This window comes from Enterococcus sp. DIV0840, from assembly GCF_050527835.1.
In the GTDB taxonomy this organism is placed as follows: Bacteria; Bacillota; Bacilli; order Lactobacillales; family Enterococcaceae; genus Enterococcus_L; species Enterococcus_L ureasiticus.
The window spans coordinates 2,554,535-2,580,494 of sequence record NZ_CP172876.1; the positions used below are offsets into that span (position 1 = coordinate 2,554,535).

The window sequence follows — 25,960 nt, forward strand, 5'->3', positions numbered from 1 at the left end:
TCTCCTCTCCATTAATAGGCTTCTTCTATTTGCCAAGTCAGTGTCGTTTCATATTTTCCTATTTGTTTCACTGAACCGACCGGAACGTTCAGACGCAGCCCTTGTTTTTCTGGTCCCCATGTTTCTTCGCTGATATCATATTTACCTGAGGACTGGTGTTTGGAGCGAAAAACTTCCTGAGCATCTGTGGAAATCATTTTTTCTTCCCCAGAAGTCTGATAACTTAGCGCATCAGGTAATTTCTGTGATGGGTCTCCTGGGATACTAAAATCTTGTGATTGTTTTAGTGTTATTTTCCAAGTGCCTAACGTTTGACGATTATCCCATATGATTAAATCTTGGTCATACTCTGGATTGGTATAGGTTTTGTCAAAGGCACTTACCTTTTGATCCCCAAAATTAATGCTACTCGGTGCTGATTGAATAAATAGCGTTCCTTTAAACGTATATTTTGGGTTAATATTTGGAGTGACTAAAAGATTTTCCTCGCCTATTGGTACTTTGTCTAATACATAGTTTAGTGATTTAACAGCATTAATTTTTTCTTTTATTTGCAAATTGTTAGATAAATTAATAGATTCCCCAACTGTCGCCTGAAATGAAATTCCTTCAACGATTGATGTTCCTTGTTCATCCACAAAATCGATCTTTACATTTGTAATCGTTGGAATCACGGTCAAGTTCAAGTTTTTATCAATTTTCTCAGTTCCACTACCATACGAAGCCGTCAGTTCATAAACCCCTCCTTCAGTAGGATCAAAAGAAGTAGAAGTTGGTGGTAAATTCTTAACAGATAGATTTAGTTGCGTATTTGCCAATTCTTTTACCGACAAATCGTCATATTGCCATAATTTAAGACCTGCTTTTTCACGAATCATAGTCAGTAACGACTCATCGGTTTTTGGATAATTTTTTGAGTCTACGCTGAAATCATCTCCGTAAATAATATATTGACTGCTTTTGACACAATTTTCATTTTGAATAAAAATTGGAATCGTGACATCACCTGTATTTCCTTTTTCATCAGTAAGGGTCACTTGAAAGCTACTAGGACCAACAGTCTTAACAATGTCTGCAATAGGTTGATTTTCTTTTAATTGCACAGTAATTTTATCTTTAGGCGAATAATTATCTTGGTATTCTGATAAAAAAGCACGATAATCTGTTGCGTTGGCTATTGCTTGTTCATCCTCAGCATTGATAATTGTTAATTTTCCTGTTCCAGTAGGTGCTTCTTTGTCGTAGTTCAATCTGTACGTGTAATCGTTATCTGATAGGAAATTTTGGGATTTCACATGCGCAGTTAGCGTTAAATCAGTATCTTGGCTCACACCGATATCTTTCACTTTAAAATGGATATCAACCTTGCCCTCTTCTAGCGTTAAATCTTTTGATAATGGAATACTCAATTCATTGTTCGTAAAAGTTGGTGTTACAGCTACACCATTCAGCTGAAATGTGCCATACTGATACTTTTGATTGGGAGATAAAGTGAATGTATAGGTTGGTTGTAACATATTTTGTTTTCCGCTGGTGTATTGACCAGCATAATGAACCGTTACCTCGGAATCTTGCGTGGCACTTTGGATTTTTTCACCATCAGCATTCTTAAATTCAATATTGTCTGTATAATTAACTAATCCCGGCACAGACTTAAAAGAAACAACATTCTTTTCAGCAGCTTCAGCTGTTGTACCAATAAATCCCCAGTATACGGTATCAGTCCCAAAAGTATCTCTAGAAATAGGAACAGAAACTGGTGCTAAGCCTCCATAAGAATAGGTCAGGTTGCCATTATTTGAGCTATCCCATCCTGTCCATTTAATTTTTAGTAAGCGCCATTGACCATCCCCAAGTTTGAATGATGGATATTGTACTCCAGAATGATTAATGTAACTAGTAGCTCCACTCGTTAAAAATCCGTAGCTACTAGCTTGATCAGGAAATGTATAGGCAATGTGCCCATTTCCTGCATTCTCCTCAACCTTTTGATCGTAACCCCATGTCCCATAAGGTAGCGTTTGTGGCCATGCTCTAACTGTACGGTTAAAGTACGTATCAAATTCAATTGCCACGCTTCTTCTTAAGGGATCACCATCTACAACACGTTTGCCACTAGAATAAAAAAAACTCGTACCGTAGATTCCCATGTTTTGTCCGTTATTTCCGGAATAGCGCTGAGTTTTAATTGGATCATTGTGAAGAGCAAAAATTAACCCATCACCATCCCCGTCAATATTCACATTAATGTCTGCAGCAAAATCCTTTGAAAGATCTATCATATTTGCTTCTGTGGAAAAAACACCACCATTTTGTCCCGTCTTTTTCTCAGTTATGATTACATTATTTCCATCTACGTAGCTATCACCTGACTCAGGTACTTGAAATATATTTTCTATTGGTACACTTGCGACATCTTCAACTGCTTCTACATATTTAGGCATACACAGAAAGCTAACCATTACTACCAGAAAAGCCAATACCATTTTTTTATTTATCATTTTATTCTCACCTCCTTTCTACTTCTAACTTATCCATATTCAAGAGATTCAAAGATTTATGACTATGGATAAATCTAAGAGATGTACCATCCTACTGTTATTTCAACTTTATAGAAAATTAAATATTTAAAATTATTTTGTGAATAGAGATAAAAACTGATTGTCTACCTGTTTCAAACGATTATCCAACTTATTTTTACGCGCACTTATCAATAGGCTTCTTCTATTTGCCAAGTCAGTGTCGTTTCATATTTCCCTATTTGTTTCACTGAACCGACTGGAACGTTTAGACGCAGCCCATGTTTTTCTGGTCCCCATGTTTCTTCACTAATATCATATTTCCCTGAGAACTGGTGATTGGAGCGAAAAACTTCTTGAGCATTTATAGAAATCATTTTTTCTCCCTCGGAAGTCTGATAACTCAGCACATCAGATAATTTCTGTGATGGGTCTTCTGGGATGCTAAAATCTTGTGATTGTTTTAACGTAATTTTCCAAGTTCCTAGCGTTTGACGATTATCCCATATGATTAAATCTTGATCATACTCTGGGTTGTCATAGGTTTTATCAAAGGCACTCACATTTTGATCCCCAAAATTAATGGTATTAGGTGCTGATTGAATAAACAGCGTTCCTTTAAACGTATATTTCCGTGTGACGCCTTCAGGTTCGACCAACAGATTTTGTTCATCTGTAGGGGGCGTATCCAAAAGATAGTTCAACGCTTTGGCAGCTTTAAGCTTTTCGAGGACTTGCGTATTTTGGGTTAAGTCAATTGATTCTCCAACGTTTGATTCAAACGTCACTTCATTCACAATGGGTTGATTATTTTCATCAACGAATTGGATCGTTACTGGTGCAATACTTGGTAGCACCGTCACATTAATTGGCTTAACTACTTTAGCTGCCCCACTGCCATAAGAAGCGGTTGTTTCATAGACGCCTGCTTGAGCAGTATTGGACGTGGGAGGTAGTTTATCTATTGAGAGATTCAGTTGCGTATTACTCATTGCCGTTACAGATACGTCGTCATACTGCCATAATTTCAACTCTGTTTGTTCTAAAATCAAGGAGCGCAATGCTGCATCTGTTGTAGGATAATCTTTTGAATTTACACTAAAGTCTTTCCCATAGAGAATGTACTGACTACTTTTGACAACATCCTGATTTTGAATAAAGAGTGGAACCGTCACATCACGTGCATTCCCTTTTTCATCGGTAAGCGTTAGTTGGACACTACTGGGACCAACTGTTTTGACTAGTGTAGCGATGTCTTGTCCAGCTTTTAATTCAACTTTGATATTATCCTTTGATGAATAGTCATCCTGATACTCTGATAAAAAGGGACGATAATCTGTTGCATTCGCTATTACTTGTTCATCACCAACATCAACAAACGTTAGTTTACCTGTTCCTGTTGGTCCTTCTTTATCGTAATTTAATTTGTAAGTATAATCGTTATCTGACAGGAAATTTAGTGCTTTCAAATGCGCTGTCAGTGTTAAATCAGTATCTTGACTCACGCCGATATCTATTACTTTAAACTGGATATCAACTTTGCCATCTCCTACCGTTAAGTCTTTGGATAACGGAATACTCAATTCATTATTCGTATAGGTCGGTGTTACAGATACACCGTTCAACTTAAATGTGCCGTATTGATACTTTTGATAAGGAGATAAAGAAAATGTATAGGTTGGCTGTAGCATGTTTTGTTTACCACCAGTATATTCGCCACTGTAATCAACGGTTATCTCAGAATTTTGAGTAATACTTTGTATCTTGTCTCCATTAGCATTTGAAAATGTAAGATTATCTGTATAATTTACTAATCCTGGTACAGATTTAAAAGCAACCATTGCTTTTTCAATTTTTTCATCTGTAGTTCCAGTAGTCCCAGTAAATCCCCAATAAACACTATCAGTGTCAAAAATATATCTTGGAATCGTTGCTGTCACAGGATTAAGGTCTCCGTATTGATACGTTAGCTGTCCATTATTATTTGAGTCCCAAGTTTTCCATTTAATTTTCAGCAATCGCCATTGCCCATCTCCAAGGTAGAAACTAGGATACTGTACGCCAAGATGATTAACTTTCGTTATCTTAAAATCGCCACTTCTTTCCGACTCATAAGTAGAAGGCCGGTTAGGAAAAGTGTACGCAATATGGCCTTTCCCAGAATTTATATCTACATCACCATCAAAATTATCTCCACTTATACCGTTGTGCCAAGTGTCAAATTCAATAGCAAAACTATTCTTAAGGTTAGAACTTCCAGATACAAAATCAAAATTGGATGAAAGAGCATATCCATATACTGCCAAATACTGTGAACCACTTCCAAAAAAATATATCATTTTTATTGGATCGTTATGCATGACAAAAGTAACACCATCAGCTATTCCATCTATATTGATCCACATTTCTGCATTAAAGTCTTTCGTCAAATCTAGCTTGTTGGCATCCGTAGAAAAAATACTACCCTTCTGATTCTTATTTTTATCGGTAATAATAACGTTATTACCATCAACATAACTATTCGCCATTTGCGGTACTTTAAAAATATTGTCTAGCGGAACACTTTCAACATTCTCAGCGGCTTCTGTATCTATAGACATAAACTGGAAACTAACCATTACTATCAGAAAAAACAACACGTTTTTTTTATTTATCATTTTATTCTCACCATCTTTCTGATTAAACTTTTTTACCCCTCTGTTTAAATTAAGTGGTCTTAAGAATTTTTCAACCTATACCCTTTGGATCGAACAGTCTTTATATATTTAGGTTTTTTTAAATCACTCTCGACTTTACTTCGCAAATGAAAAATCAGATTACTGATTCTATACTTATTACTTCTTTTATCATCATTCCAGATTGCAGACAGCATTTCTTCATAAGTAACTGTATTGTCGAGGTTTTCCATTAATAAGTTCAAAACATTGTACTCACTTCGAGTCAATGAAATTTCTTGTCCGTCTTCTTTATGTACGCTACTGTTTATTGGATTTAACGTCAAAGAAGGACCTTTACCTTTACTGATAGTAGAACTATTTGTACTTATTTTAAAATTACGTTTAAGCGCATTTGTAAGTTGTAAATGAATCAACTCGGATGGCCTATCACTATATGAAATTCCATCGACCCCCATTTTGTAATACAAAATTTCATTTTTTTCTTCATATTTAGCTGATAGTACCCAAATTAGTCCAGAAAAATTCTTTCTCAGTTCAAATAATAAGTTTATTATATTGATCGAGTTAATTGTTTTGATTTCTTCTATGATAATAAGGTCTGCATCTATGTTTAAAATATCTAAGCTTGTTTCTGTAGCAAAATTTAAATCTAACAAGTCAAAAGAAGATAGTATGTCTTTTAATCGACTGTCTTCTCTATCTGTAATAGCAACAGATTTATATGTCATTGTTATTCATCCTTACTTTTATTTTTTGTCTTTATTGAATATACAACAAATTAGCTTATTTTAAATTCTTTTTTTTTCGATTAAATAGAAAAAAAAAAAACTGTTTTTTTTCTATTTTCTTCCTATATATAATAGGGCGATATAGAACGATTTTAAGAGAAAATACCTTCTCTTCGTTCATAACTGAGCATATTATTCGCTTTATTTTCTTCTACAATTTAGAATTTTTAAAATATATACAATATAAAAATTGGATTATAATGTGAATAAGGAGTGATTAATTGAATGAACGAGATAGAAAAAAGATTAATATTTGATAATATATTAAAACGTAGGCTACATATTTTATCTTTATTAACAGATTCCAACGAATCTATATCTGTTTTTGATTTACAAAAAATTTACGATGTATCCATTAAAACATTGCAACAAGATTTTTTATCAATAGAAAATGCTCTTTCTTCAAATGTGGAACTAACAAAATCTAGTAATTGGTCCATCAAGAGAATCGGTTCACCAAAGCCTATTCAAACGTATATGTATGATTTAATACAACACAATCCTATATTTATATTAGTGGATTCACTGTATGAAGGAAAAAAAGAAAAAGTTGCAACGTTCGCTGAGAATCATTTTATCTCTCAATCAGCCTTAAGAAAACATATTGATTTATTGAAAGATGTATTAGCTGATTATCATTTAACGTTAAATACCAATCCATTTGAACTTATCGGATATGAAATAGATATTCGCCACTTCTTTTTTCATTATTTTAACAATAACCATAGAAATTGGATGAATACATTTACAGATTCAGATTTTAAAATCGTAGACAACTTATTTGGCTATATCAGAGATAACTACAAGCAGGTCTTGACCGTTGATTACTATAGATTTGCTCAGTTAATAAAAATTTCTCGCGAAAGAATTGCTCAAAAGAAAAGAGTCTCTTTTGACACTTCACTTCTTTCAACCTATAGCACCCATGCTGGTTTTAAAACGGTTCGAAACGCCATTGATTGGATTTCAAGAAATGATACTCTATATACTGATTTATCTGATTCTGAAATTATATATATTTACATTATTGCTATAAATTCAGTAATCTACGGAAAAGATTCTTTTTATATTCTCGATGATTTGTTACCTATGTTAAAAACCTTCAATACAATAGTTGATAATTTCTTTAAGGATTTACATTATAATTTTTCCGCAAACGTTGAACTCAATCTGATTTTAAAATCTTATTTATCTAATTTAGACATGTTAAGTAAATTTTCTTCTCTTTTTCAAACGGAACAGCAAGATTTAAAAAATATCGCTATCCATGAATACCCTAAAACCTACAAAAATTGGGTACATTACTTAGAAAAATACTCTGATTTTCATTTCAAAGAGGATATAGCAACGTCATTAACTTTATTGACCGAAACCAATTTAAAAAGAGATCATATTATTTTATTTGCTCTATCTAGCACTCCTGTTATCTCAGAATACCTAAAAAATATTGCAACATCTATATCACCAAAAGAGGTCCAAATTCATTTCGTGATCAACCAACCTGTCACAGAAGAGTTAATTCGATTTCTAAATATCGATATTGTTGTCGCAAATTTTGCAATTCCTGAAGATCTTTCTAAGGTCAAATCAATTCAAATTTCGTCAATCCCTGGTGAAATAGAATGGATGAATTTATCAAAAGAACTTCGTCGCTATTTAAATTAGTTAATCTTTTTTAAGTTCTATTAAATGAAAAAAGAGTTTTTTTACCTTATCTTGTGAAAAAAAAAACTAGGGATTCCAATTGAAGAGTTCCTAGTTAATTAGAACGTAAAGATATACAAATGACTACTGACTAAACGATCTGCTTGATCTTTTCTTGCAGTACAATTGGTAGTCCATGTATAAATTTCTTTCTCATTTTACTATTTCCCCCAGTTACCTTAATCGTTTCGCTAATTATTGTTTTTGAGTCTCTTTTTTCTATTTCGTTTTTTGATAAAATAGAAAAAAACGATTGCACTATTACTGTCAATTAAAAAGAAAGCTGAGTGAGCGGTATGAAAAACTTGAAGAAAATTGTTCAACTGTTAAGTGGAAATTTCGATAATAGTGAACAGTTTCATTCTCTATCGAAAGAAGAACAAGAGCATTTTCCCTTTGCCAGACACACTAATACTATTTTAGATGACTTGATTGTGAATCGTCCAAAAGAATTTAATGGGGTGTTTTTGCATGAAGAAAGCTACTATACGTTGAACAACAAAGAGAAATTCAAATCAGATATTTTTCTTTTTTCAACGGATGAATCTGGTGAGGTTGTGTTAAAATCGATTACTGTGCCAAAAGAATTAATGAACACTAAATTTAATGAACTAAAAGAAATTGATTTTACGGTTCTTTCAGTATCTGATAAATTTGTTCCATTGCGCTATAAGGAACATGATGGCACGTTTTCTGGTGAATCACATAGTATGTTTACGAAGAAAACAGCGTTTATTTTAAAGCAAGAACTATCTGATGAGGCTTTAGTCATAAAAGAGGAAATGTTTAATGGCGATAAACGAGTGTTTGGGTTTGATAGACCGATCATCTATAAACGGATTCTAAGCAAGAATTAGAAAATACTCTTTTAAGTGGATATGGAAAAAAAGTATGTTTTATGCTATAATGCAAGTGGTAAGAGAGATATGCGTGAACATACCTCTCCTATGTAGAGCCGTTTAAGACGGTAGCGAAGTTTTTAGGCAATGAAATAACCAGTTAACCTGCTAAAGTTAATGACTGGTTATTTCTTTTTGTCGTTTTTAAGCAATTCTACAACTAAACGAATTAAAGCGATGGTAAACATACCAAAGCTTAGGATTAGTTTAATTGTATCCAATGCTGACAAAAGGCTTTCTCCTTTTGCTGAGAAACACAGTGAATGGTTTTATGAACTGATGTTGAACAGTACAAGGCGACTTTAGGAGCGTTGCTTCTTCCGAAATTTCAGTACTTATCTCCATAAGCACCACCACCTCTCGGAAGTCGCCACCGTCATAACTTCTCTATAATGAAAAGTATATCATACTAATTAAACTTTTTAAACGAACGATTTCACTTTTATATAGCTGTCATTTGAGGCTAAAAATAGCCTTTTGAAAAAAAATTTTTTGTTATTTTTTCTTATATATAAGAGAGCGATTTTTGGTGTTATTTAATGCCCTTCGTAAGAAAAAATATGTTGCGTGTTCGTATTCTTTTCGGCTATACTTAAGAGGTAGAATAGAACGAGGGGAACTTCTCTCTCTTCAGTCGCCAAGTATTGCGCATCATCAGCTCTTCAAGTAATCGCTGTGATGTGCATAAAAAACAGCTCATATTGGTATGAACTGTTCAAATCTGAATATAAAAATAAATTGGCACTTCAAAGCCTGGCAGCAACCAAGCATTTGAAGCCTTGTAAAGACAGCGTAAACTGACCAAACAAGTTGCCAATAGTGCTAGCAACATGTACTAGCTTCTTCATTGTACCTAAAGTTTGCCTATTTTTCTATAGGTTTCTTGGATTCTCTTTGGGTTATGCTGAAAAAGTGGTAGATGATTCTTTGGGACTATTGTGAACGATATTGGGTGAGGTTACCTGATATCGTTTTTTTCTATTCTACAAATTTAGTCAAAGGAGGTTTCGTTCAAAGTAAAGCAAATGATCAATGATAGATATAAGACAAGGAAACAACGTTCAACTTCGTTCACCTTGTACTTTGCATCATCCACTCTGCCCTTAGGTCGGTCGTGGTCCTTTAATTCCTAGAGCTTTAGCTCTTAGAAATTGATGAGATCGAAGTGGAACGTAGTGGTGCAAAGTAAAAAGGCACTTCATCATCTGACAGCAATCAGGTGATGAAGCCTTGCATAGACAGCGTAAACTATCTATACAAGTTGCCAATTACTAGCACAAAAGCACTAGCTCTTTTATTGTACCTAATTTTACTGGGATTTTCTAGTCTGTCTGGAAACTTTTGGTTGGGATTTTGTATTTTATGGAGGGTTGGGCTTTATCTAGGGGATTGATGACGGTATTGGTGGTTAGGTTAGGATGATAAAAAGTCGTTAAGGTTTGAGCAACTGGACTAAAAATGAGGCAATACGCTTTTCGTATTGAAGCATTTTTGGGAAGTTGTCGAAAAGCTGGCTTTTTCTCACTGATTACTGCAATAGCGTTTTTTGTTTTGCTTTGAGAAGACAGTGATAGGAATACGGACAGGCTTAGAGAAATCATATGGAAGTCGTTTTTGTCACTGGTTTGTTTCATTGTTGCCTTGGTCAATGCGTAGATAAATGAGTTATGTATTGGGGCGTTGGATGTTGTTGTTCAGCGCTTCATGTTACTGGTTTTAAGAGTACTTTAAAAAGGGAGGAAACGGGTTATGAAAAAAGAAGGTCAGAGTTTAAAGGTGATTCCTTATCAGGATATTACGGATTTGCAGCATACGTTGGATCGGTTGCAGTCTTGGGAGGAGCCGCTTGCTGTGTTAGATCATTTTTTTCAGTTTCGGAAAGGTCCGATTAATAAGAAACAGGTAGTGAAGGAGTATTATGCTTGTGGGCATTTGTTTCATGCTTTTTTTGAGGAGTTTTTGCGGTTGATGGCGATTGAGGAGGAGAAGGTGAAGAAGTTGGATGGGGAGAGGAAGGTTTCGGGTGAAGTTTTGAAGAAGTGACGTGTTAAGAAAAAAATAAACTAGGTTCACTTCGTTGAGTGTTCCTAGTTTAATCTATTAGAGAATATACTTAATAAATGTTCGTTAACTTATAAATTCAGCATTTCTATTAATTTGGTCAACTGCTTCAAGTAATTTTTCACGGATTTCTTTTTGTTCATCAGTGAATAATTCCGTGATACTTCCTACTGTTTTAAATGGTTCTTGTGTAAACTTCTCTTTTTCAAGATACCCATTTTTAACAACATACTCGATAATTTTCTTTACAAACGTAATTTGTTCACGGTTTAGCTGATTACCAGATAAAAATTCTGAGAATACATCATTTACTTCTTGCGGTTCTAGACCAACGATATTTCGAACCAATCGAGTAACCGATTGATCACCAAATTCTTGGATATATTGCTCTTTTGTTCCTAGTTCTTCCCAAAGTACTTTTTCTAGTGAAGCTACGTTTTGTTTCGTTAATGTGCGGTTATGTCGTAATTTATACACGACCATATCATCTGCTTCTTTAAGAAAATGTTCAACTTTTTCTCTGTAGTCATCTAACTCATTAATATCTAAAAGTGGAGCAAAATCTTCTTTCACATCAATAATTTCATCATCAAAATGACTGTAATAATCTTTTTTTGTCTCTTTATCAGTAAATTGCACTAAATTACGTAATAACAACCGAATTTCTTCCATCTCGGGAATTGTCGTCGTCTGCCAAAAGGCTTCATCTTTTGCTTTTGAAATAATTTCTTTTTGTTCTTGAACTGCTCGAATGGTTCCCTTTTTCTCCAAATCCTTAACGGTATCCATCACTTGTTTTATATAGCGTGTTCCGTTCTTATCCGCTAACTTAGCAAATTCAATTGAATAAACGGTATAATCAAAACGTTTCGCCAGCTCATTATCTTGTATTGATGGAAGAATTGGTGCCAACTCACGTTTTAATTCATCAACTGCAATAGCTGTTAGTGAATGCCAGATTTCGGGATTTCTAAATTTGTGGACAAATCTCAATCGCTGCTTCACTCGAATAGAATTGTCATCTAACTGGCTAACTTCATTTTGCCACTCATCTACTAATTCTGAACGATAGGCAATTAATTCATCCGTTTGATAGTCCAAATTTTCTAGCTCTCGAATCATCTCAGCTTTTATGGCAAAGATTTTTTCTGTTTGCGATCGACCAACGGATGTCCCAGCTTCTTTCTTATCTAAACGGAAGAAGTCAAAATTTCCACCATAGTCAAAAATTAAGAATTGAGTCTTATCAATCCCAGGTCCAAACAGATCTTCACATGTTCGTGTGCCACGTCCAATCATTTGAAGAAATTTCACTTTTGAACGAACACGTTTGAAAAAGACTAGATTGACAACTTCTGGAACATCAATTCCTGTATCTAGCATATCAACAGAAACAGCAATTTGTGGATTTTTTTCTTTCACAGAAAAATCGTCAATCAATGATTCTCGCTTATCTTCTTGGTAATCAATCACTTCAAGATAGCTTTCTCCTTTTTCAGGATAAAGGATTCGGAAACGTTTTTTAATCATCTTTGCATGTTTGTGATTTTTAGCAAAGATAATTGTTTTCCCTATTTCATCCCCACTTGAATCATGAATTCCTTTAGTCATTAGTTGATTTAAAACGATATCAATCGTCTTGCTATTAAATAGCCAGTTATTGACTGCATCGCCGTCAATATCTTTCATTTCTTCAGCATCATCTTCAAAAACATCTTCAAAATGCTCTTTTTCTGCTTCTGGTAACTCATCATAATGAATTCCGCGTTCAGGAATTTTCAATACTGCTTCAACTGTATGATATGGAAGCAAATAATGTTCATTTACAGCTTGATCTAAGTCATAAGCAAACGTAGGAATATTGTCAGCTAATTCAAATAGTTCATACGTATTTTTATCAAATTCACTTCTTGGTGTTGCTGTTAATCCAACCAATAAACCATCAAAGTAAGTAAACAGCTCCCCATATTTTTTATAAATACTTCGATGAGATTCATCAATGATAATTAGATCAAAATACCCTGGTGTAAACAACGGTTGATTTTCACTTGTTTTGATTGTTTCGATTGCATTCATCATCGTTGGATACGTGGAAAAAATCATTTGACTACTTTCTGGAGTTGCAGATTTATTTTTTTCTAACAAATTACACAGTGTAACAGATGGCAATAGATGCTTAAAATTCTTGTAAGCTTGTCTGACCAATGCTGTGCGATCAGCTAAAAACAAACAATTTTTGACCCAATTATTTTTCGTTAATACATCTACTAAAGAAATTGCTGTTCGTGTTTTCCCTGAACCTGTTGCCATAACTAAAAGAACTTTCCGACGTTTTGCTTCAAAATCAGCACATACATGTGCAATCGCTTCTTTTTGGTACGGTCGATTCGTAATAGCGTCGTTGATTTGATCCGAAGTAAATGATTTCTTTGTTTTCCGACGGATAAGCAATCGTTGTAATTCATTTTGCGTATAGAAACCAGCAACTTGTCTCGCAGGATATGCGGCTTCAATAAACCATGTTTCAAAACCATTTGTATAGAATATGAATGGATAAATTCCAGTTTCTTTTTCTAAACCTTGAGCATAGTCTAACGCTTGTACTCGTCCTTTTTCTGGACTTAGAGCAGTTTTTTTTGCTTCAATAATACCAATTGGTTGACCATTTTCTCCAAGTAAAACATAATCAATTTCTCCTGTTCCAGAAGGTGTTGTATTTAACCCCTGAACAAAGCGCTCTTCTTGAACATTCTCGCCAATTTCCCAACCAACTAATTTTAACTCAACATCAATATAGCGCTCTCTTGTTTTTTCTTCTGAAAGTGTCTCTACTTGATAAACCTCTTCAAAACGTTGACCAACTTCACGTTTATGGGTTATTTCTTGACGTTTTTCTATAGATACTTGTTCACGTGATTCTTTTAATGAAAGATCATTTGCAGAGATTTCTTTTTGAACTTGTTGCATTTTAGCAGGTTTAGATTTTACAATTAGATGCGTAGTAACTGGTAATAATGTTTCAGCAAAGGTTCTCTTTTGATAAGCATCACCATAGGTATAATCAATCCAGTTTACAAATTCAAATAGATTTCGTAAAGAAACAACAGCTTCATCTCTCTTTACCGACTTTCCGCTGTGAATAGAGGCATTTCCTAGTTTACGTATAAAGTTTATTAATGGTATCAAACGAGGATCAAGTATCTTTTTGAACTTTGGTTCATTCATTAAGGAATTTAAATTATCTTTATATGGAACGCTTAAACTGTTATCAAATTTATACATCCATTTGATTGCTAACTCTAATGCTCTGCGTGACCAAACAGCAGAAACAACTGTATCAGTTCCAATGTATGTTTCAGCTTCGATACAAGCGTTTGAAAAATCTTTAAAATCCTTATCTTTTTCCAAGAAACTAAAATTTGACATACGCAACCTCCTTTTTTCTTAGTACATCCTTTATTCTGGGAATAATTCCCCTTTGAACGCTTTTTGCAGTAAAGCGTTGAAGTTATTTTCCATTTCGATTAGGCTTTGTTCCATTACTTTCTTTTGTGATTCAATTTCTTCTACGATAGTAGCGAATTTATTTTGAAGCTCAACGGGAGGCACAATCAAGTTGAAGTCTTTAATCAACCCAGCATTTAAATTAGGTTGATTTCCCCCACGTCCTAAAGCTCTCAGCTCATTATACCTTTGCATCAACTGATGCCAAATAAACAGTGTATTTACATTATCGGTTGGTAATAAACCAGCGCAAGCTTGATTTGTCGTTGCTTCAATACCTAAAATTGCACTTCTTCCTCTTGTCTTTCCTTGTCCATACATGGCAATCAATATAGTATTTTTAGGAAATAAAATTACACTAGAATTTTCTTTTCCAGATACAGTTATTTTTTCTTCCGATGAAAAAATAACATTATTTTTAACCTCATTTGTTTTTATCCATGGAATTGTTCCTTTTTCCCAGTATCTTTTTTCATTTCTGCTAGGAGTTGAACCAGATTTTACCGTAAAAATTTGGCCAACTTTTTTTGTTTTCCAATTTGATTTAGTTGAAAATGAGGTACCAAACATTTCATAAAACACACTTTGAATCAATCGATCCATTTCAGTTAGCTGTTCTTTCCGTTTTTCGATTAAAGATTGAGCATTATCTAGGGTATCTACTATTCTTTTTTGTATATCCATCGACGGATAAAAAATTTTCATTTCAGAAAATTTTCGTGATATCCCTCCAATTGTAGCACCCCTGAAATCTTTCAAAATTTCTAATTTTCCATATGAAGAATATAAATAGTAAAAAAGAAATCTTGGTAAAATAATCTGTTGGTCACATCTAAGCAAAAATAGATGTTCATTTATTGATGCATCTTCAAATGGAAAATCATTGCTTACCATAGATACTTTTCCTGTAGTTGCACCATCTTTTACTAGTAATATATCACCTTTTTTTATTCGTCCTTTTTGCATTTTGCTAAAATAATCAGAAGGTATATACTTCATTTTTTCAATCTTTAAATTAAAACCACCATAATTATTTAGATGCTCTGCTCCTAAACTAGGAACTCCCTTCCCCTGTGCCCCTCCTTTAGGTCTTTTCCCAGTTTCAAGTGATATTAGTAATTTTTTCAAAGGCTGTATATTCAATCTAATCATTTCCTTTTACTATATTATCTAATTTTTTAAGATTAGACTTTATTTGTTCTTCTAGCATATTCAATTTTTTTATTAATTTCTCTGGATTCTCGTATTCTATTTCGTCATAATCTATCTCTTTATATTTATTAATACTCAAATCAAACTCATTCTTTTCAATTTCTTCAAATGATACAAAGAATGATTTATCTTTTCGTTGACGATTGTTCTCTTCTTCCAAGTGAGTAAAACGTTGAATAATATCTGATATATCCGATTCTTCAATCGAGCTACGTTTATCATCTAAGCTATAGCCATCTGCCAACATATCATAAAACCAAACTTTTTCTGTTTTACTCGCTGAACTTGTTTTAGTAAAGATCAAAATTGCCGTAGAAACCCCAGCATACGGCTTAAAAACACCACTTGGCATTGAAATAACTGCATTCAATTGATTCTCTTCTAATAACGTTTTCCGAATTTCTTTATGTGCTTTTGATGAACCAAAAAGTACCCCATCGGGAACAATAACAGCAGCTCTACCACCAGGTTTTAGAATTCGTAAAAATAAAGCTAAAAAGAGTAACTCTGTTTTTTTCGTTTTAACCGTTGCTAACAAATCATTTGCCACTGAATCATAATCTAATGAGCCTTTAAATGGTGGATTGGCTAATACTAGCGAATATTTATCAGCTTCAACATTCTCTTGGGACAATGAATCGCGATAAGCAATTTGCGGATTGTCCACACCATGAAGCATCATGTTCATTGCACCAATGCGCAACATCGTACTATCCATATCATTTCCGTGAAACATTTCGTTATGATAATGCTCAGAAAGCTGATCATTGATGAATAAGTCATTATGATGTTCTCTCATATATTCACTCGCTGCTACTAAAAACCCAGCTGATCCCATCGCCGGATCAATAATTGTATCTTCTGGCTTTGGTTGCATCATTGCAACAATCATCTTAATAATATGTCTTGGCGTACGAAACTGTCCATTTGTTCCTGCTTGTTGCAATTTTGATAACAGATACTCGTAAATATCCCCTTGCATATCTTTATCATCTGTTGGTAACTCATCTAAAATCGAAATGACTCTTTGCAAGGTTGATGGTTTATTAATTTGAAACGTTGCTTCTCTCATATAGCGAGAAAATGCTGTTTCATCGTCATCACCTTTTAAGTTCTTCATAAATGGAAAAATCTTCTGTTGCATTAATTCAAACAACTCATCATTGTTTCCTAATTGTTTGAATTGACTCCAGCGATACATTTGCTTATCTTCTGGAAAAACACTCTTATAGGTTAAACCTAGCGCCGCTTTATCTCGTTCATTTACTAACTCTGCTTTATCTAAATCTTTCATAAATAAAAGATACGTTAATTGTTCTATATTTGTTAATGGATTCGTACTACCTTCTGTCCAAAGAATAGTCCAAATATTGTCAATTTTACTTTTAATTTCGCCTGTTATCATGTTTGTGCTCCTTCGTATTTTAACATCTCAATAAATGATCGCATTGCTCTACCGTCTTCTCCCTTGAAAAGCTGGCATTCTTTCTTATTTGCATCACGTAGAACTAGAAAAGGATTTGGATTAAAATAATCTTCCTCATCAATATCTAAAGAAAAACAGAAATCAATATTCTTAAAGATATCTTTCTTTCTATTATATACTTCATAAGCTTCAATTTCATCATCAAACGGAATACCAAATTTTTTAATAATAGTATTAGCATCTAATTCAGTTCTATAGCAAAATATTCCTGTCATTATTTGAGGATTCTGCTTTTTTAAAGTCTCCGAGATTTCATTCAACTTTTCAAGCTCACTTTTTCTTGCGTTGCTCTTAATTTCAATCGTTAGTAAGCAATGTTCAACTTCATGGATATTGGTATGCCTTGTCGCAGCAGTATTTAGTTTTATAAAATCCATTTGTGTTGATTGCCAATTTTCAGACCCACAAATAATCCCATCCCCAATTTGACAATTGGGAATTTTCTCACGAACGAATCGTTTGATAAATTTTTCTCTTAATTCTCCTTTATTTAACTTATGATTCAATTCTCTTGTTGCCCAATATTGGAGACTTAATAATCGCTCATAGTAAATATATTGTTCCTCAAGAAGCCCCGTTCTTATTTTTTCCTTCCAGCTAAACTCTATTTAAATAATGCAATTAATGAAATAATCACTCCAAATACAGTAAGTAAAATTTCCAGTCTTGTTTTTTGATCTTTAATTGTAGATTGAAATAATTGATATCCTTGTCCTAGTAATCTAGCAGATGCTACTATTGTAAACCACATTAATGATGTTAGTATAAAATAGACAGGTAGCCACCTAATGATAGAAACATTCATGTAACTTTCACTCATAATAAATAGACCTGGGAGAAGAAAACCCGGAGCAGCAAATAGAAAGAATAAATTAGTTCCTGAGAGGTAATTAATACTCTTTAATCCTTCTAAAATGATTGCGACTCCACAGATTATTAATGCAATATTGGTCATCTCAAATAAACTAATTTTAGAAAAAAGAACATTCGCTACTTCTTTTTTGAAAAATAATAATAATAAACTAACTGATATGATACTAAATCCTAGTGAGACTAGCAAAAGAATATTATTCAATTCATGACTATAGTTCAATAATTTCCTTCTTCTTCTTTTCCAGTCACTAAAACTTCTTATTCTCTTTTTCTTAATCCATTTTTTGAGGTTGTCACTAACATCTTCTTTGTCATCAATAGTAAATTCATCTACTTCAGAATCATTTTGATAGTATGTATTAATCAATGCTATGATTTCATCAATTTTTTCAGCATTTTCAACTTCAAAATAACCATAAACTGGCCAACCTTTTTTTCTTTCCAACTTCACCTTGTATTTTTGCACTTCTAGATATCCTCATTTCATTTAAACGATTCATAAAACGAACGAATCTTTTCTACCATAAATTTCCTTCTCTCAGATAAAAAGACTTGATAATCATTGACATCCATCTCAAATAAATCTAACGGCACTGCGTTTTCTTTAAAATTATTTTGTATTTTCTTGGTATCTCTATCATATTCTTGCAAATAATTCATCGGCGCTTTATCACTAATTTGAATGTTGATTTCTTTTTGTACCATTGCATAATTTGCTAATTGGTTGTAGTCATTTTGTTTATTTATTCCATTTTTCTTCAAGTAGTTTTTTGGGAAGATATGGTGCATATCCCCATAATTCAGTTGCATTGAGCGAACAGTAATTTCATCCGATAAAAAGCCTTGATCATTCGCTTTGATTTGCGCCATCCAATAACAATGAAACGCAAAATTCATTTTCGCTGTTGTCAATTTATCAATTAAAATATTGTTCCAAAAAGCATCTGATAACACACCTTTCTCTTCATTATCAATTACTTCAAGTGGTGAAGTGGCAGTCGTAAACTTCCGGATATCTTCGTCAAATTTTGATTCAGCTGAACCAGAATAACGTTGTGTTAAAATAGATAACAACACCCAACGACGAACTGATTTTTCAATCACTTTCGATGGCGTTTTTTGTTCTTTTAAATACAAATATAAAACGTAACCAAAATTTAATGCATTTTGAGACTGCACTAATTTCGGTGAAACAATCCCAACAGATTCCAGAATCATCAAATAACCTTGAAAATTTGTTTTATTGCAATACGCCAAAACTCCAGCCTTTAACTCTGAAAAGCTATTCACAGCTATTTCCTCTAAAAGCCTCGTGTTTTAAAGTCACGACCCGTTAATAATTGAACTAGATCAGACAATTTTCCACGGTGAAATTTATACGTAAATACAACACGTAAAATATCAGAATACTTTGGAACATAGACATTACTTTGATTAGTAACAGCCCATTTAATTTTATCGAAATAGTCAGTTTCAACAAAATCTATATCATTTGTCGCAATATTTTCATAGTCTTGTGGACGTTCAAGTAAGTGACAAAAATAATCGATCGTTTTTCGAATAAAGATTCCTTCTAATTCCGTATTCGCAGCAATTTTAGACATAACAAAATCCGCTTGAGAAAGTGTGACTCCTTTAGAATTGATTCGGGTAAAGATTTCGGTAACCGTTTCAATTTCTAGAGAATCAGATAGTTCAATAATGCCTAGATTATTCTTTTTTATTTGTAATAACGGATCTAATACAGTGTTAATTTCACCGGCATCTACATTATTTTTTGTTGCATATTCACTGATATATGGCCAAGAATTAAAACCTTCTACAAACAAGGTACTGATATCTTCGATCCAAGTACTATCTTTTTCTATTGCAGGATTAGCAACCTCAAATTTTTTAGAAATAGGATTAAAAGCAATTTTGATTCGTTTCTTTTTATAGTCTTTATCCACGACTAGTTGACCAGCTAATGCAGCCGTTAAAGCTGTAATTCGTTGCTGACCATCAATAATGACTTCTTTTCCTGAAGAAATTGTTCCATCTTTTAGCCTAGTATCGGGATTACTCCATGTTATAATATAGCCTGTCGGATATCCACGATAAAGGGAATCAATTAAATCTCTCACTTTCGCTGCCTTCCAAACAAATGGACGTTGGATTTCCGGAATTGCCACTTTTCCATCTCTAATCCAACCTAAAATTGATTCTACTGATATGTTATTTACTTCATAATTTGCCAAAATCATATCCACCCTTTATAAAAACTTTATGTACGATATAAATATAGCATAATTTAAGGAAACTTGCATGATTATCCTAGTTTATTTCAATATATAGAAAAAAGACCGAATATCTTTACAATTAAGATATCATTCTCAGCTTGTAAACTGCGTAATTCTGATTTTAATCGTTCCAGATGGTCTGTGTCTAACTAGTTTTCAGCCGCACCGACTTCTGATGCAAAGGCCGAGACATATTCAGTTATTGCATCATCCACTTCATAGAGTGCATTAAAGATCGCATCTGACACCGTTGTATAACTGTCAAAGTAATCTCTAGAAGAATCCCAACCCGTACCAGATAGTTATGTAGCTCCTTTAAAATGTTGCTGCGCTTGATTGAATGATTGAAACTGGCTGACGATTTTTAATCGTTGTGTTGTGATCTCAGCTGATAATTCAGTCCATTCGCTATAATCAATCTTCGGCATCTTGTTCCTCCTCTTCTTTTCTCTGTAGCATGAGGAGAGCATTTTCTCTGTTCGAGGGAAAAAGCAGACACACAGTGAAATTGGATTCGCGCTAATGGCGGTCAATTTAAGGAAATATAGGCTAAGTAAGCTGATAACCAAGGATGATTCTCCCTATAATCTAAAAAATAGCAGACTGAAAATCATTCTTATGATTTTCGGTCTGCTATTTTATGTTTCTTAGGACTTACGTCCCAAGCTCTTCAATTTGTTATTATTCAAACAGGTAACTCGCGTAATTCACTTCTTCTGGTTCATAGTTTTCCAATGGAATGTCTAAAAGTACTTTTTTTAATTCTTCCCTGTCAACCAAAATTAGCTTCCGTTCGGTTAATACTTCTATTAGTTCTGTATACTTTTTTTCCAACTTCTTATTTTTGAATTCTGTTAAATCGATTATATCAAGAGTTATACCTTCTTCAGTTTTTTGATACTGTGCTTTTTCGATTATAAAAAATGGACTTATTGCTGAAATTTGTAAATTTATAAACTCTATATAACCACGTTTTATAACTTCATTTTTTGCTTCAAGTGTAAAAAATGGTTTGGATAATTGGATATCTTCCATAAAATAGTAAGAAAAGCACCGGCTATATTCAAAACTTGTCATAGGTTTAAATATAATCTCCTCCATGTGATTTAATAAATAAGAATCCCATTGATTCCCCTTTACATACTTTCTTAATACATAACCATAATTACCTTCTTTTAAACTTCTATTCACGAAGTTAATTGCATGTTCAGTGTTACTCATTTTATCATCCCCTTATTTATCTCCTAAAGGTATTTTAGGATAGCCATGAATATTGCCTTTTCCATCAATATGAACCTTTATTTCAGTTGTTACCCCATCACTACCAACTACTCTACCAGAATCATATTCTTTAACAGTTCCTTCTCTTCCTTTTTGCCAATCTCCTTTTTCCCAAGCCTCTTGTGTGTCTGCTACACCATTTTCTCCATCAATCCATGTTGATTTATCTTCTGTTGACTGTTCATTATTTTTATGACCTTCTTGATGTTTTCCCTGTTTACCAGCATCTACTGGAGGGGCACCTTCAACTTCACCTGTAACTAATCCTTGTTGTGGTAATAAATCTTCTGGATTAACTGCTCTTACTCGTTTACTTGCTTCAACACTTCTAGCAGAATTTATTGCTTCTACCGCAGATTTACCGACTTTTACTGTTCCAATACCTTTTCGTATTATATCAATACCTTTACCTATGTTACCAATGTTTCCTAATATTCCTCCAAAAGCGGGTGATAATGGCATTTCATTTCTCATTACTTTTACTTCTTCAACTTTATATTGGTCTTTTCCTAAATAATTTTTAGCATTTTTCTAGTTGATTATCGAGAGTTGGATGAGCAAAAAGCTGGCTATACCTGTTATCAGGATTTTCTCTACGCCATACAGACAAGAAATTACACAAGGTTTCAGGTGCTATTAGAACAAGATTATTCAATGTTTCCAGCTTATTATCAAACGACCATTAATACCAACTGGCATTAAAAATGCGTTGGATTTACCGTATTCGAACGGACCGTTAGAATGCTTGAGTAACCATATAAAAGTACTAAAGATAAATGCCTATGGTTTCCGTAACTTCTATAATTTTAAATTGAGAATTTCTTTATGCTTTGGCACGGTTCTTTTTCAGCCAAATAAAAAGAGACTGGGACATAACTCTACGAGTCATATCTCAGCCTCAAGGAATCCGAATAAACGGTGGGAGCAGAAGCAACTCCTTCGGAAATAAGCTGAAATTTTCAACTATTTGTTTCCTAATTTTATAATGATATCACTTGTACTAAACTTTGCTCAATATTGCTTTTGTTGTTAACAAGAACATAAATGAGTCCCAAACTAAAAGAACATTCTCTAATTGAAAATTGTTCCTCCGCTTCATAAAGTAGATTCCAGTTTCCTTGAAAAAACACATATAAGTATTTTTCAGAGTAGCTTAGTATTAAGTCTTTGTCTACTTTATACTGTTCTACTTTTGTTGGAGGGCTTTGAATAACTTTGTCATTATAGTTTAATTCATTTGTTTTTGTATTATATAATATTGTTTCTTGACAGTTTGAAAGTATAGTCCCGTTTACTAATTCTTCTTTAAAATACACTACCTCATTTAATTCATTGTAAAAAAATTGATACTTAGTTTTCTTTGAATTGAGTGAAAATTGCTCCTGTTCAACATAATAGTATATTGAGAAGATGTCTTTCCAATTCCTTTTTTTTATATCGTTTGTTTCAATATTAATTGAATATAGAATATCATTTTCAACATCTTGAATTACAACATAATCGTTTAATTCAGAAGAATATGCCTGATAAATAAAAAGATCTTCTGCAACATATATCTTCTTACTAAAATTAAGATTTTTATCTAAAACTATTAAACCTTCGTAGTTGTCGTTCAAAATTATATAATTTTGAGTTGTTTTCAAAATATAGACGTCATTTTTCATAATATTTTTTTCCATAAACATACTCCTATAAATTATTTTGGTAACTTTTTGTTTTTATCTCGTGTTCCTGGAATAATTTCACCTGTTATGGGGTCTGCTTCCCCTAAATGATTTCCTAATTTATCATACACTTCTAAATGAGAACCTTTACCTTTATGAAGGGTATCCCTATGATAAAATTTCCCATCTTTCTCGTACACGACTGCTCCTTTTACTTTCTTTTTCGTTCTTTTAAAATCTTTCTCACCCAAAACAGTCTCATTATCTTTAGGAACTCTATTATCTTTTTCCCACTCAGTTTCTTTTTCAGAGGCATTTATAATAGGTACATTGTTTATTTTACCCAAAATAGATTGTCCAACTTTAATAGTTCCTGCACCTTTTCTTATTATATCAATACCTTTACCTACTTTGCCAATGTTTCCTAATATTCCTCCAAAAGCAGGTGATAATGGCATTTCATTTCTCATTACTTTTACTTCTTCAACTTTATATTGGTCTTTTCCTAGATAATTTTTGCATTTTTCTAATTGATTATAAAGATTAGGATGCGCTTTTGGCGATACAATTTTGCCATTTTTCATCAGGTACCACGTTTTTTTAGTTCCTAAGGTACTACAAATAATAGTATAACCATTTAAACTCGCAATTGTTTGTTTCATTTCTCGATTCTTCGCTTCTTGTTTCATTTTCTCTCGTTGTTGCCATCGTGCATTAATAGGGCTTGCCCATGTCATGTTTAACCGACCAATGTCAAAAGTTCCAGAAGCTGAATTCCAAGCTTTACAATCCTTAACCTGTGCTAAACCATTATTAAATTCTTGCTGACACGCTTCATATTCCGCAAAAATACTGGCTGAACGAGCATTATACGCATGGAATTTCTCCAATTGTTCTCTCTTCTTGGAAATAACATCACAAGCGTTCATGTATCGTCGTTCCAAATCTGGTCGCATGGTTTTAGCCACATGCATTTGTCTTTCTAATTCTCGTTTTAATTGTTCAAACCGCTGAATTTGGCTTTTAATTTGGTCTTCATCCATATCTATACTGCTGACCATTCCTTGATATTCGCTCAACAATCGTTTATGTGCATTTTCAAGAGCTTCCCCAGTTAAAATAGCAGACCGACAAAGTGGTGTATACACAGTACCAAAGTAACTTTTTGCTGAATCATAAGCTTTACCAGAAAGTGGTGCAGATAAAAATTGTGAAATACTGCTTTGCAAGGAAGAAATGGCTTGACTTGCTTGATTATTCATTCTGGAAGCTTCATTTCCTTGTTGCTGTATTTCTCCTACATAAAATTTTAGCCCCATCCTACTGCTCCTTTTCTTTCACTTGTTCTTTTCTTTGTTCAATGTATAATTCTTCCTCTTTATCAATCAGCTGTTTTCTAGTATTTTTCAGTTCATCTTCTTGTTCTTCCAATTGCCGTTGTGCTTTTTTGGCTAAAGAGAAACTATCTTCTCCTCTACTTTTGAAATATTGACGTTCTTCTGGTGGACTTGTTTCTACTATTTCTGAGTAAAGACCTTGTTCCTCTTGTTGTAGGGAGAAAAATTCTTCTTGTTGTTGTTCAACTTAGCGAATTTTTTGTCTTATTGAATCTTGTTCATCTTGAATTTGACGGATTTTTGTTTGATAATCTATCTCCATTTATTTAAGCCAACTTCCTAAAGAATTAGATTGAAATTGTTGAGAAGCTTGTTGGTCTATAGTAGCAAAGTCTTTTGCGACTGAATGAATAGCAGCACCTGCCGAAACAATACTTGTAGATAGTTGTTTTAATCCTTTTCCATAATTAACTGTAGAAGTTTTTGCTACTTCGTTTCCAGCAACATTTGTTCTTGATGCCACACTCGTAGAGGCATTAATACTATTTAATGCACTAGCAGATTTGCTAAATGAAGCGGATACACTGCCTGCAACAGTTGTACTACTTTTAACACCCATTTTTTAACTCCTCCTTAGTTTCATAAACATCACTTATTATCTTACTTAATATCTAATTATAACAAATTTCCTGTTTTTATGTTCTATTTTCTTATCATTTTTAGCATTTTTTCTATCTTGCTCAAGATAGTTATCTACTCTCCTATTAGATATTATATGACTAGGTTTCATGCGTTTAACCCATTTTAATATGGGTTACACAAGAACCACTCACAATAGTTAAAAAAAACTATCAGCTTCTTTGGTAAGTTAGATTGAAAAAAAGAGATAATAAGCCTTTATGCCTACTACCTCTAACTTATTGCTATTAAACTAAGTTATTAATTGCCTGTTGCAATGCTAGTGTAGCATTATCAATATCCAGTTGACTAGCATCAAAGTTATCATATACGTATTTTGCATCCGCAAGTTTAATCATTAAAACTGACCATGAATGCACACTGTAATTTTCTTCATTCAAATCTAATGCTAAATTATAGACTTCTTTTAGTTTGTCTTTGTTAACATAAACTTTTTTATTCGTTCAAGTTTCTGTATTTACATCGATATGTTCCTTATTATCACGTACTGCTTTGATCACAATATTTTGGGTAATTGATTAGTATAGTTCTAGTTTACTTATCAAAGAATTTTACTTCCTTTAATAAATATCAATTCTTGAAATGTCAACTTCTATATAATCGTTTTGTTTAATGTCCTTAGGAATATCGCCATGAGATAAATCTATTTTAAGTTCCCCGATTTGCATAATTTCGCTTGCCTTATCTACAAGTTGACCTTGAATGTGATAACCATTATCATTTTTACCTATTTCATATTCTTTATTAAAGCTTTTAACAATATCTTTAACATTAAATCCGTATATGATATCTGAAAATATATCACCTTCTGATATATTACAATCACTACAAAAACATTCGATAGAATACATTCCATCAGAAAGTGTAATATCTGCCTCTTCTGAGTCTTCATCTATCCAGTTAATTTTTTTTACAATAATCATCTTATTTCCTCCTATGGTATCCAACCTAAACTAGGTGCTCTTTTGGCGAGCTC

22 protein-coding genes and 1 pseudogene are annotated in these 25,960 nt (G+C 33.2%); 4 read left to right on the plus strand and 19 right to left on the minus strand.

Going from position 1 to position 25,960, the window contains the following annotated elements:
• Positions 1 to 11: 11 nt before the first annotated feature.
• The 3 genes from IGL98_RS12225 to IGL98_RS12235 all read right to left on the minus strand — a co-directional run bounded on the left by IGL98_RS12225 (position 12) and on the right by IGL98_RS12235 (position 5,925).
• Entirely contained in the window at positions 12 to 2,501 is a 2,490-nt protein-coding gene (locus tag IGL98_RS12225) for a WxL domain-containing protein (protein WP_206911721.1), read from the minus strand.
• A 209-nt stretch (positions 2,502 to 2,710) separates the two neighbouring features.
• Positions 2,711 to 5,176 (minus strand): lectin-like domain-containing protein, encoded by a 2,466-nt coding sequence (locus IGL98_RS12230; RefSeq protein WP_206911722.1) that lies wholly within the window; start codon positions 5,174 to 5,176, stop codon positions 2,711 to 2,713.
• 59 nt (positions 5,177 to 5,235) lie between these two features.
• Positions 5,236 to 5,925, minus strand: coding sequence for a winged helix-turn-helix domain-containing protein (locus IGL98_RS12235; RefSeq protein WP_206911723.1), 690 nt, complete (start codon positions 5,923 to 5,925; stop codon positions 5,236 to 5,238).
• 285 nt (positions 5,926 to 6,210) lie between these two features.
• Here IGL98_RS12235 and IGL98_RS12240 point away from each other — a divergent pair, with 285 nt between their 5' ends.
• The gene (locus IGL98_RS12240) at positions 6,211 to 7,650 is read left to right on the plus strand and encodes a helix-turn-helix domain-containing protein (RefSeq protein WP_206842609.1); all 1,440 of its coding nucleotides are present in this window, start codon (positions 6,211 to 6,213) and stop codon (positions 7,648 to 7,650) included.
• A 335-nt stretch (positions 7,651 to 7,985) separates the two neighbouring features.
• Entirely contained in the window at positions 7,986 to 8,546 is a 561-nt protein-coding gene (locus tag IGL98_RS12245; protein WP_206842608.1) for a hypothetical protein, read from the plus strand.
• Between the two features lie 167 nt (positions 8,547 to 8,713).
• Here the strand turns inward: IGL98_RS12245 and IGL98_RS12250 are convergent, their stop codons facing one another.
• Entirely contained in the window at positions 8,714 to 8,848 is a 135-nt protein-coding gene (locus IGL98_RS12250; protein WP_111247693.1) for a putative holin-like toxin, read from the minus strand.
• A gap of 1,489 nt (positions 8,849 to 10,337) precedes the next feature.
• On the opposite strand from IGL98_RS12250, the gene IGL98_RS12255 reads away from it, so the two are divergent.
• Positions 10,338 to 10,631, plus strand: a complete 294-nt coding sequence (locus IGL98_RS12255; protein ID WP_206842607.1) for a hypothetical protein — start codon at positions 10,338 to 10,340, stop codon at positions 10,629 to 10,631.
• Between the two features lie 84 nt (positions 10,632 to 10,715).
• Here the strand turns inward: IGL98_RS12255 and IGL98_RS12260 are convergent, their stop codons facing one another.
• From IGL98_RS12260 to IGL98_RS12305, 10 genes are all read right to left on the minus strand, one after another.
• Positions 10,716 to 14,075: a DEAD/DEAH box helicase family protein gene (locus IGL98_RS12260; RefSeq protein ID WP_206911724.1), complete on the minus strand. Its 3,360-nt coding sequence runs from the start codon at positions 14,073 to 14,075 to the stop codon at positions 10,716 to 10,718.
• Positions 14,076 to 14,105: 30 nt separating this feature from the next.
• Positions 14,106 to 15,296, minus strand: coding sequence for a restriction endonuclease subunit S (locus IGL98_RS12265; RefSeq protein ID WP_206911725.1), 1,191 nt, complete (start codon positions 15,294 to 15,296; stop codon positions 14,106 to 14,108).
• Position 15,297: 1 nt separating this feature from the next.
• Positions 15,298 to 16,770 carry a type I restriction-modification system subunit M gene (locus tag IGL98_RS12270; protein ID WP_206911726.1) on the minus strand — a complete coding sequence of 491 codons (1,473 nt, stop codon included), beginning with the start codon at positions 16,768 to 16,770 and terminating at the stop codon, positions 15,298 to 15,300.
• Positions 16,767 to 17,357 carry a DUF6602 domain-containing protein gene (locus IGL98_RS12275; RefSeq protein WP_206911727.1) on the minus strand — a complete coding sequence of 197 codons (591 nt, stop codon included), beginning with the start codon at positions 17,355 to 17,357 and terminating at the stop codon, positions 16,767 to 16,769. The genes IGL98_RS12270 and IGL98_RS12275 overlap by 4 nt, the downstream gene beginning before the upstream one ends.
• A gap of 98 nt (positions 17,358 to 17,455) precedes the next feature.
• A complete protein-coding gene (locus tag IGL98_RS12280; RefSeq protein WP_206911728.1) occupies positions 17,456 to 18,190 on the minus strand; it encodes a hypothetical protein in 735 nt (244 codons plus the stop codon).
• 17 nt (positions 18,191 to 18,207) lie between these two features.
• Entirely contained in the window at positions 18,208 to 19,014 is an 807-nt protein-coding gene (locus IGL98_RS12285; RefSeq protein WP_206911729.1) for a hypothetical protein, read from the minus strand.
• 11 nt (positions 19,015 to 19,025) lie between these two features.
• Positions 19,026 to 19,961: a DUF262 domain-containing protein gene (locus tag IGL98_RS12290; RefSeq protein ID WP_206911730.1), complete on the minus strand. Its 936-nt coding sequence runs from the start codon at positions 19,959 to 19,961 to the stop codon at positions 19,026 to 19,028.
• A 344-nt stretch (positions 19,962 to 20,305) separates the two neighbouring features.
• Positions 20,306 to 20,431, minus strand: a complete 126-nt coding sequence (locus IGL98_RS12295; protein ID WP_277989044.1) for a hypothetical protein — start codon at positions 20,429 to 20,431, stop codon at positions 20,306 to 20,308.
• Between the two features lie 253 nt (positions 20,432 to 20,684).
• Positions 20,685 to 21,224, minus strand: coding sequence for a hypothetical protein (locus tag IGL98_RS12300; protein WP_206911731.1), 540 nt, complete (start codon positions 21,222 to 21,224; stop codon positions 20,685 to 20,687).
• A gap of 12 nt (positions 21,225 to 21,236) precedes the next feature.
• Entirely contained in the window at positions 21,237 to 21,758 is a 522-nt protein-coding gene (locus tag IGL98_RS12305; RefSeq protein WP_206911732.1) for a hypothetical protein, read from the minus strand.
• Positions 21,759 to 21,981: 223 nt separating this feature from the next.
• On the opposite strand from IGL98_RS12305, the pseudogene IGL98_RS12310 reads away from it, so the two are divergent.
• A pseudogene (locus tag IGL98_RS12310) lies at positions 21,982 to 22,104 on the plus strand (transposase); the annotation flags it as partial.
• Between the two features lie 160 nt (positions 22,105 to 22,264).
• Here the strand turns inward: IGL98_RS12310 and IGL98_RS12315 are convergent.
• From IGL98_RS12315 to IGL98_RS12335, 5 genes are all read right to left on the minus strand, one after another.
• A complete protein-coding gene (locus tag IGL98_RS12315; protein ID WP_206911733.1) occupies positions 22,265 to 22,963 on the minus strand; it encodes a hypothetical protein in 699 nt (232 codons plus the stop codon).
• 17 nt (positions 22,964 to 22,980) lie between these two features.
• Positions 22,981 to 24,267, minus strand: a complete 1,287-nt coding sequence (locus IGL98_RS12320; RefSeq protein WP_277989045.1) for a T7SS effector LXG polymorphic toxin — start codon at positions 24,265 to 24,267, stop codon at positions 22,981 to 22,983.
• Positions 24,268 to 24,607: 340 nt separating this feature from the next.
• The gene (locus IGL98_RS12325) at positions 24,608 to 24,904 is read right to left on the minus strand and encodes a TIGR04197 family type VII secretion effector (RefSeq protein ID WP_206911735.1); all 297 of its coding nucleotides are present in this window, start codon (positions 24,902 to 24,904) and stop codon (positions 24,608 to 24,610) included.
• A 307-nt stretch (positions 24,905 to 25,211) separates the two neighbouring features.
• Positions 25,212 to 25,343 carry a hypothetical protein gene (locus IGL98_RS12330; RefSeq protein WP_277989046.1) on the minus strand — a complete coding sequence of 44 codons (132 nt, stop codon included), beginning with the start codon at positions 25,341 to 25,343 and terminating at the stop codon, positions 25,212 to 25,214.
• Positions 25,344 to 25,544: 201 nt separating this feature from the next.
• Positions 25,545 to 25,907, minus strand: a complete 363-nt coding sequence (locus tag IGL98_RS12335) for a hypothetical protein (RefSeq protein WP_206911736.1) — start codon at positions 25,905 to 25,907, stop codon at positions 25,545 to 25,547.
• Positions 25,908 to 25,960: the final 53 nt, after the last annotated feature.

Bases quoted from the DNA above. Each gene is read 5' to 3' on its own strand.
- IGL98_RS12245 (WP_206842608.1), top strand. From the start codon at position 7,986: ATGAAAAACTTGAAGAAAATTGTTCAACTGTTAAGTGGAAATTTCGAT.
- IGL98_RS12255 (WP_206842607.1), top strand. From the start codon at position 10,338: ATGAAAAAAGAAGGTCAGAGTTTAAAGGTGATTCCTTATCAGGATATT.
- IGL98_RS12230 (WP_206911722.1), bottom strand. From the start codon at position 5,176: ATGATAAATAAAAAAAACGTGTTGTTTTTTCTGATAGTAATGGTTAGT.
- IGL98_RS12295 (WP_277989044.1), bottom strand. From the start codon at position 20,431: ATGCCGAAGATTGATTATAGCGAATGGACTGAATTATCAGCTGAGATC.
- IGL98_RS12260 (WP_206911724.1), bottom strand. From the start codon at position 14,075: ATGTCAAATTTTAGTTTCTTGGAAAAAGATAAGGATTTTAAAGATTTT.
- IGL98_RS12235 (WP_206911723.1), bottom strand. From the start codon at position 5,925: ATGACATATAAATCTGTTGCTATTACAGATAGAGAAGACAGTCGATTA.
- IGL98_RS12325 (WP_206911735.1), bottom strand. From the start codon at position 24,904: ATGGGTGTTAAAAGTAGTACAACTGTTGCAGGCAGTGTATCCGCTTCA.
- IGL98_RS12315 (WP_206911733.1), bottom strand. From the start codon at position 22,963: ATGGAAAAAAATATTATGAAAAATGACGTCTATATTTTGAAAACAACT.
- IGL98_RS12270 (WP_206911726.1), bottom strand. From the start codon at position 16,770: ATGATAACAGGCGAAATTAAAAGTAAAATTGACAATATTTGGACTATT.
- IGL98_RS12300 (WP_206911731.1), bottom strand. From the start codon at position 21,224: ATGAGTAACACTGAACATGCAATTAACTTCGTGAATAGAAGTTTAAAA.
- IGL98_RS12335 (WP_206911736.1), bottom strand. From the start codon at position 25,907: ATGATTATTGTAAAAAAAATTAACTGGATAGATGAAGACTCAGAAGAG.
- IGL98_RS12225 (WP_206911721.1), bottom strand. From the start codon at position 2,501: ATGATAAATAAAAAAATGGTATTGGCTTTTCTGGTAGTAATGGTTAGC.
- IGL98_RS12305 (WP_206911732.1), bottom strand. From the start codon at position 21,758: ATGAGAAATGAAATGCCATTATCACCCGCTTTTGGAGGAATATTAGGA.
- IGL98_RS12240 (WP_206842609.1), top strand. From the start codon at position 6,211: ATGAACGAGATAGAAAAAAGATTAATATTTGATAATATATTAAAACGT.
- IGL98_RS12320 (WP_277989045.1), bottom strand. From the start codon at position 24,267: ATGGGGCTAAAATTTTATGTAGGAGAAATACAGCAACAAGGAAATGAA.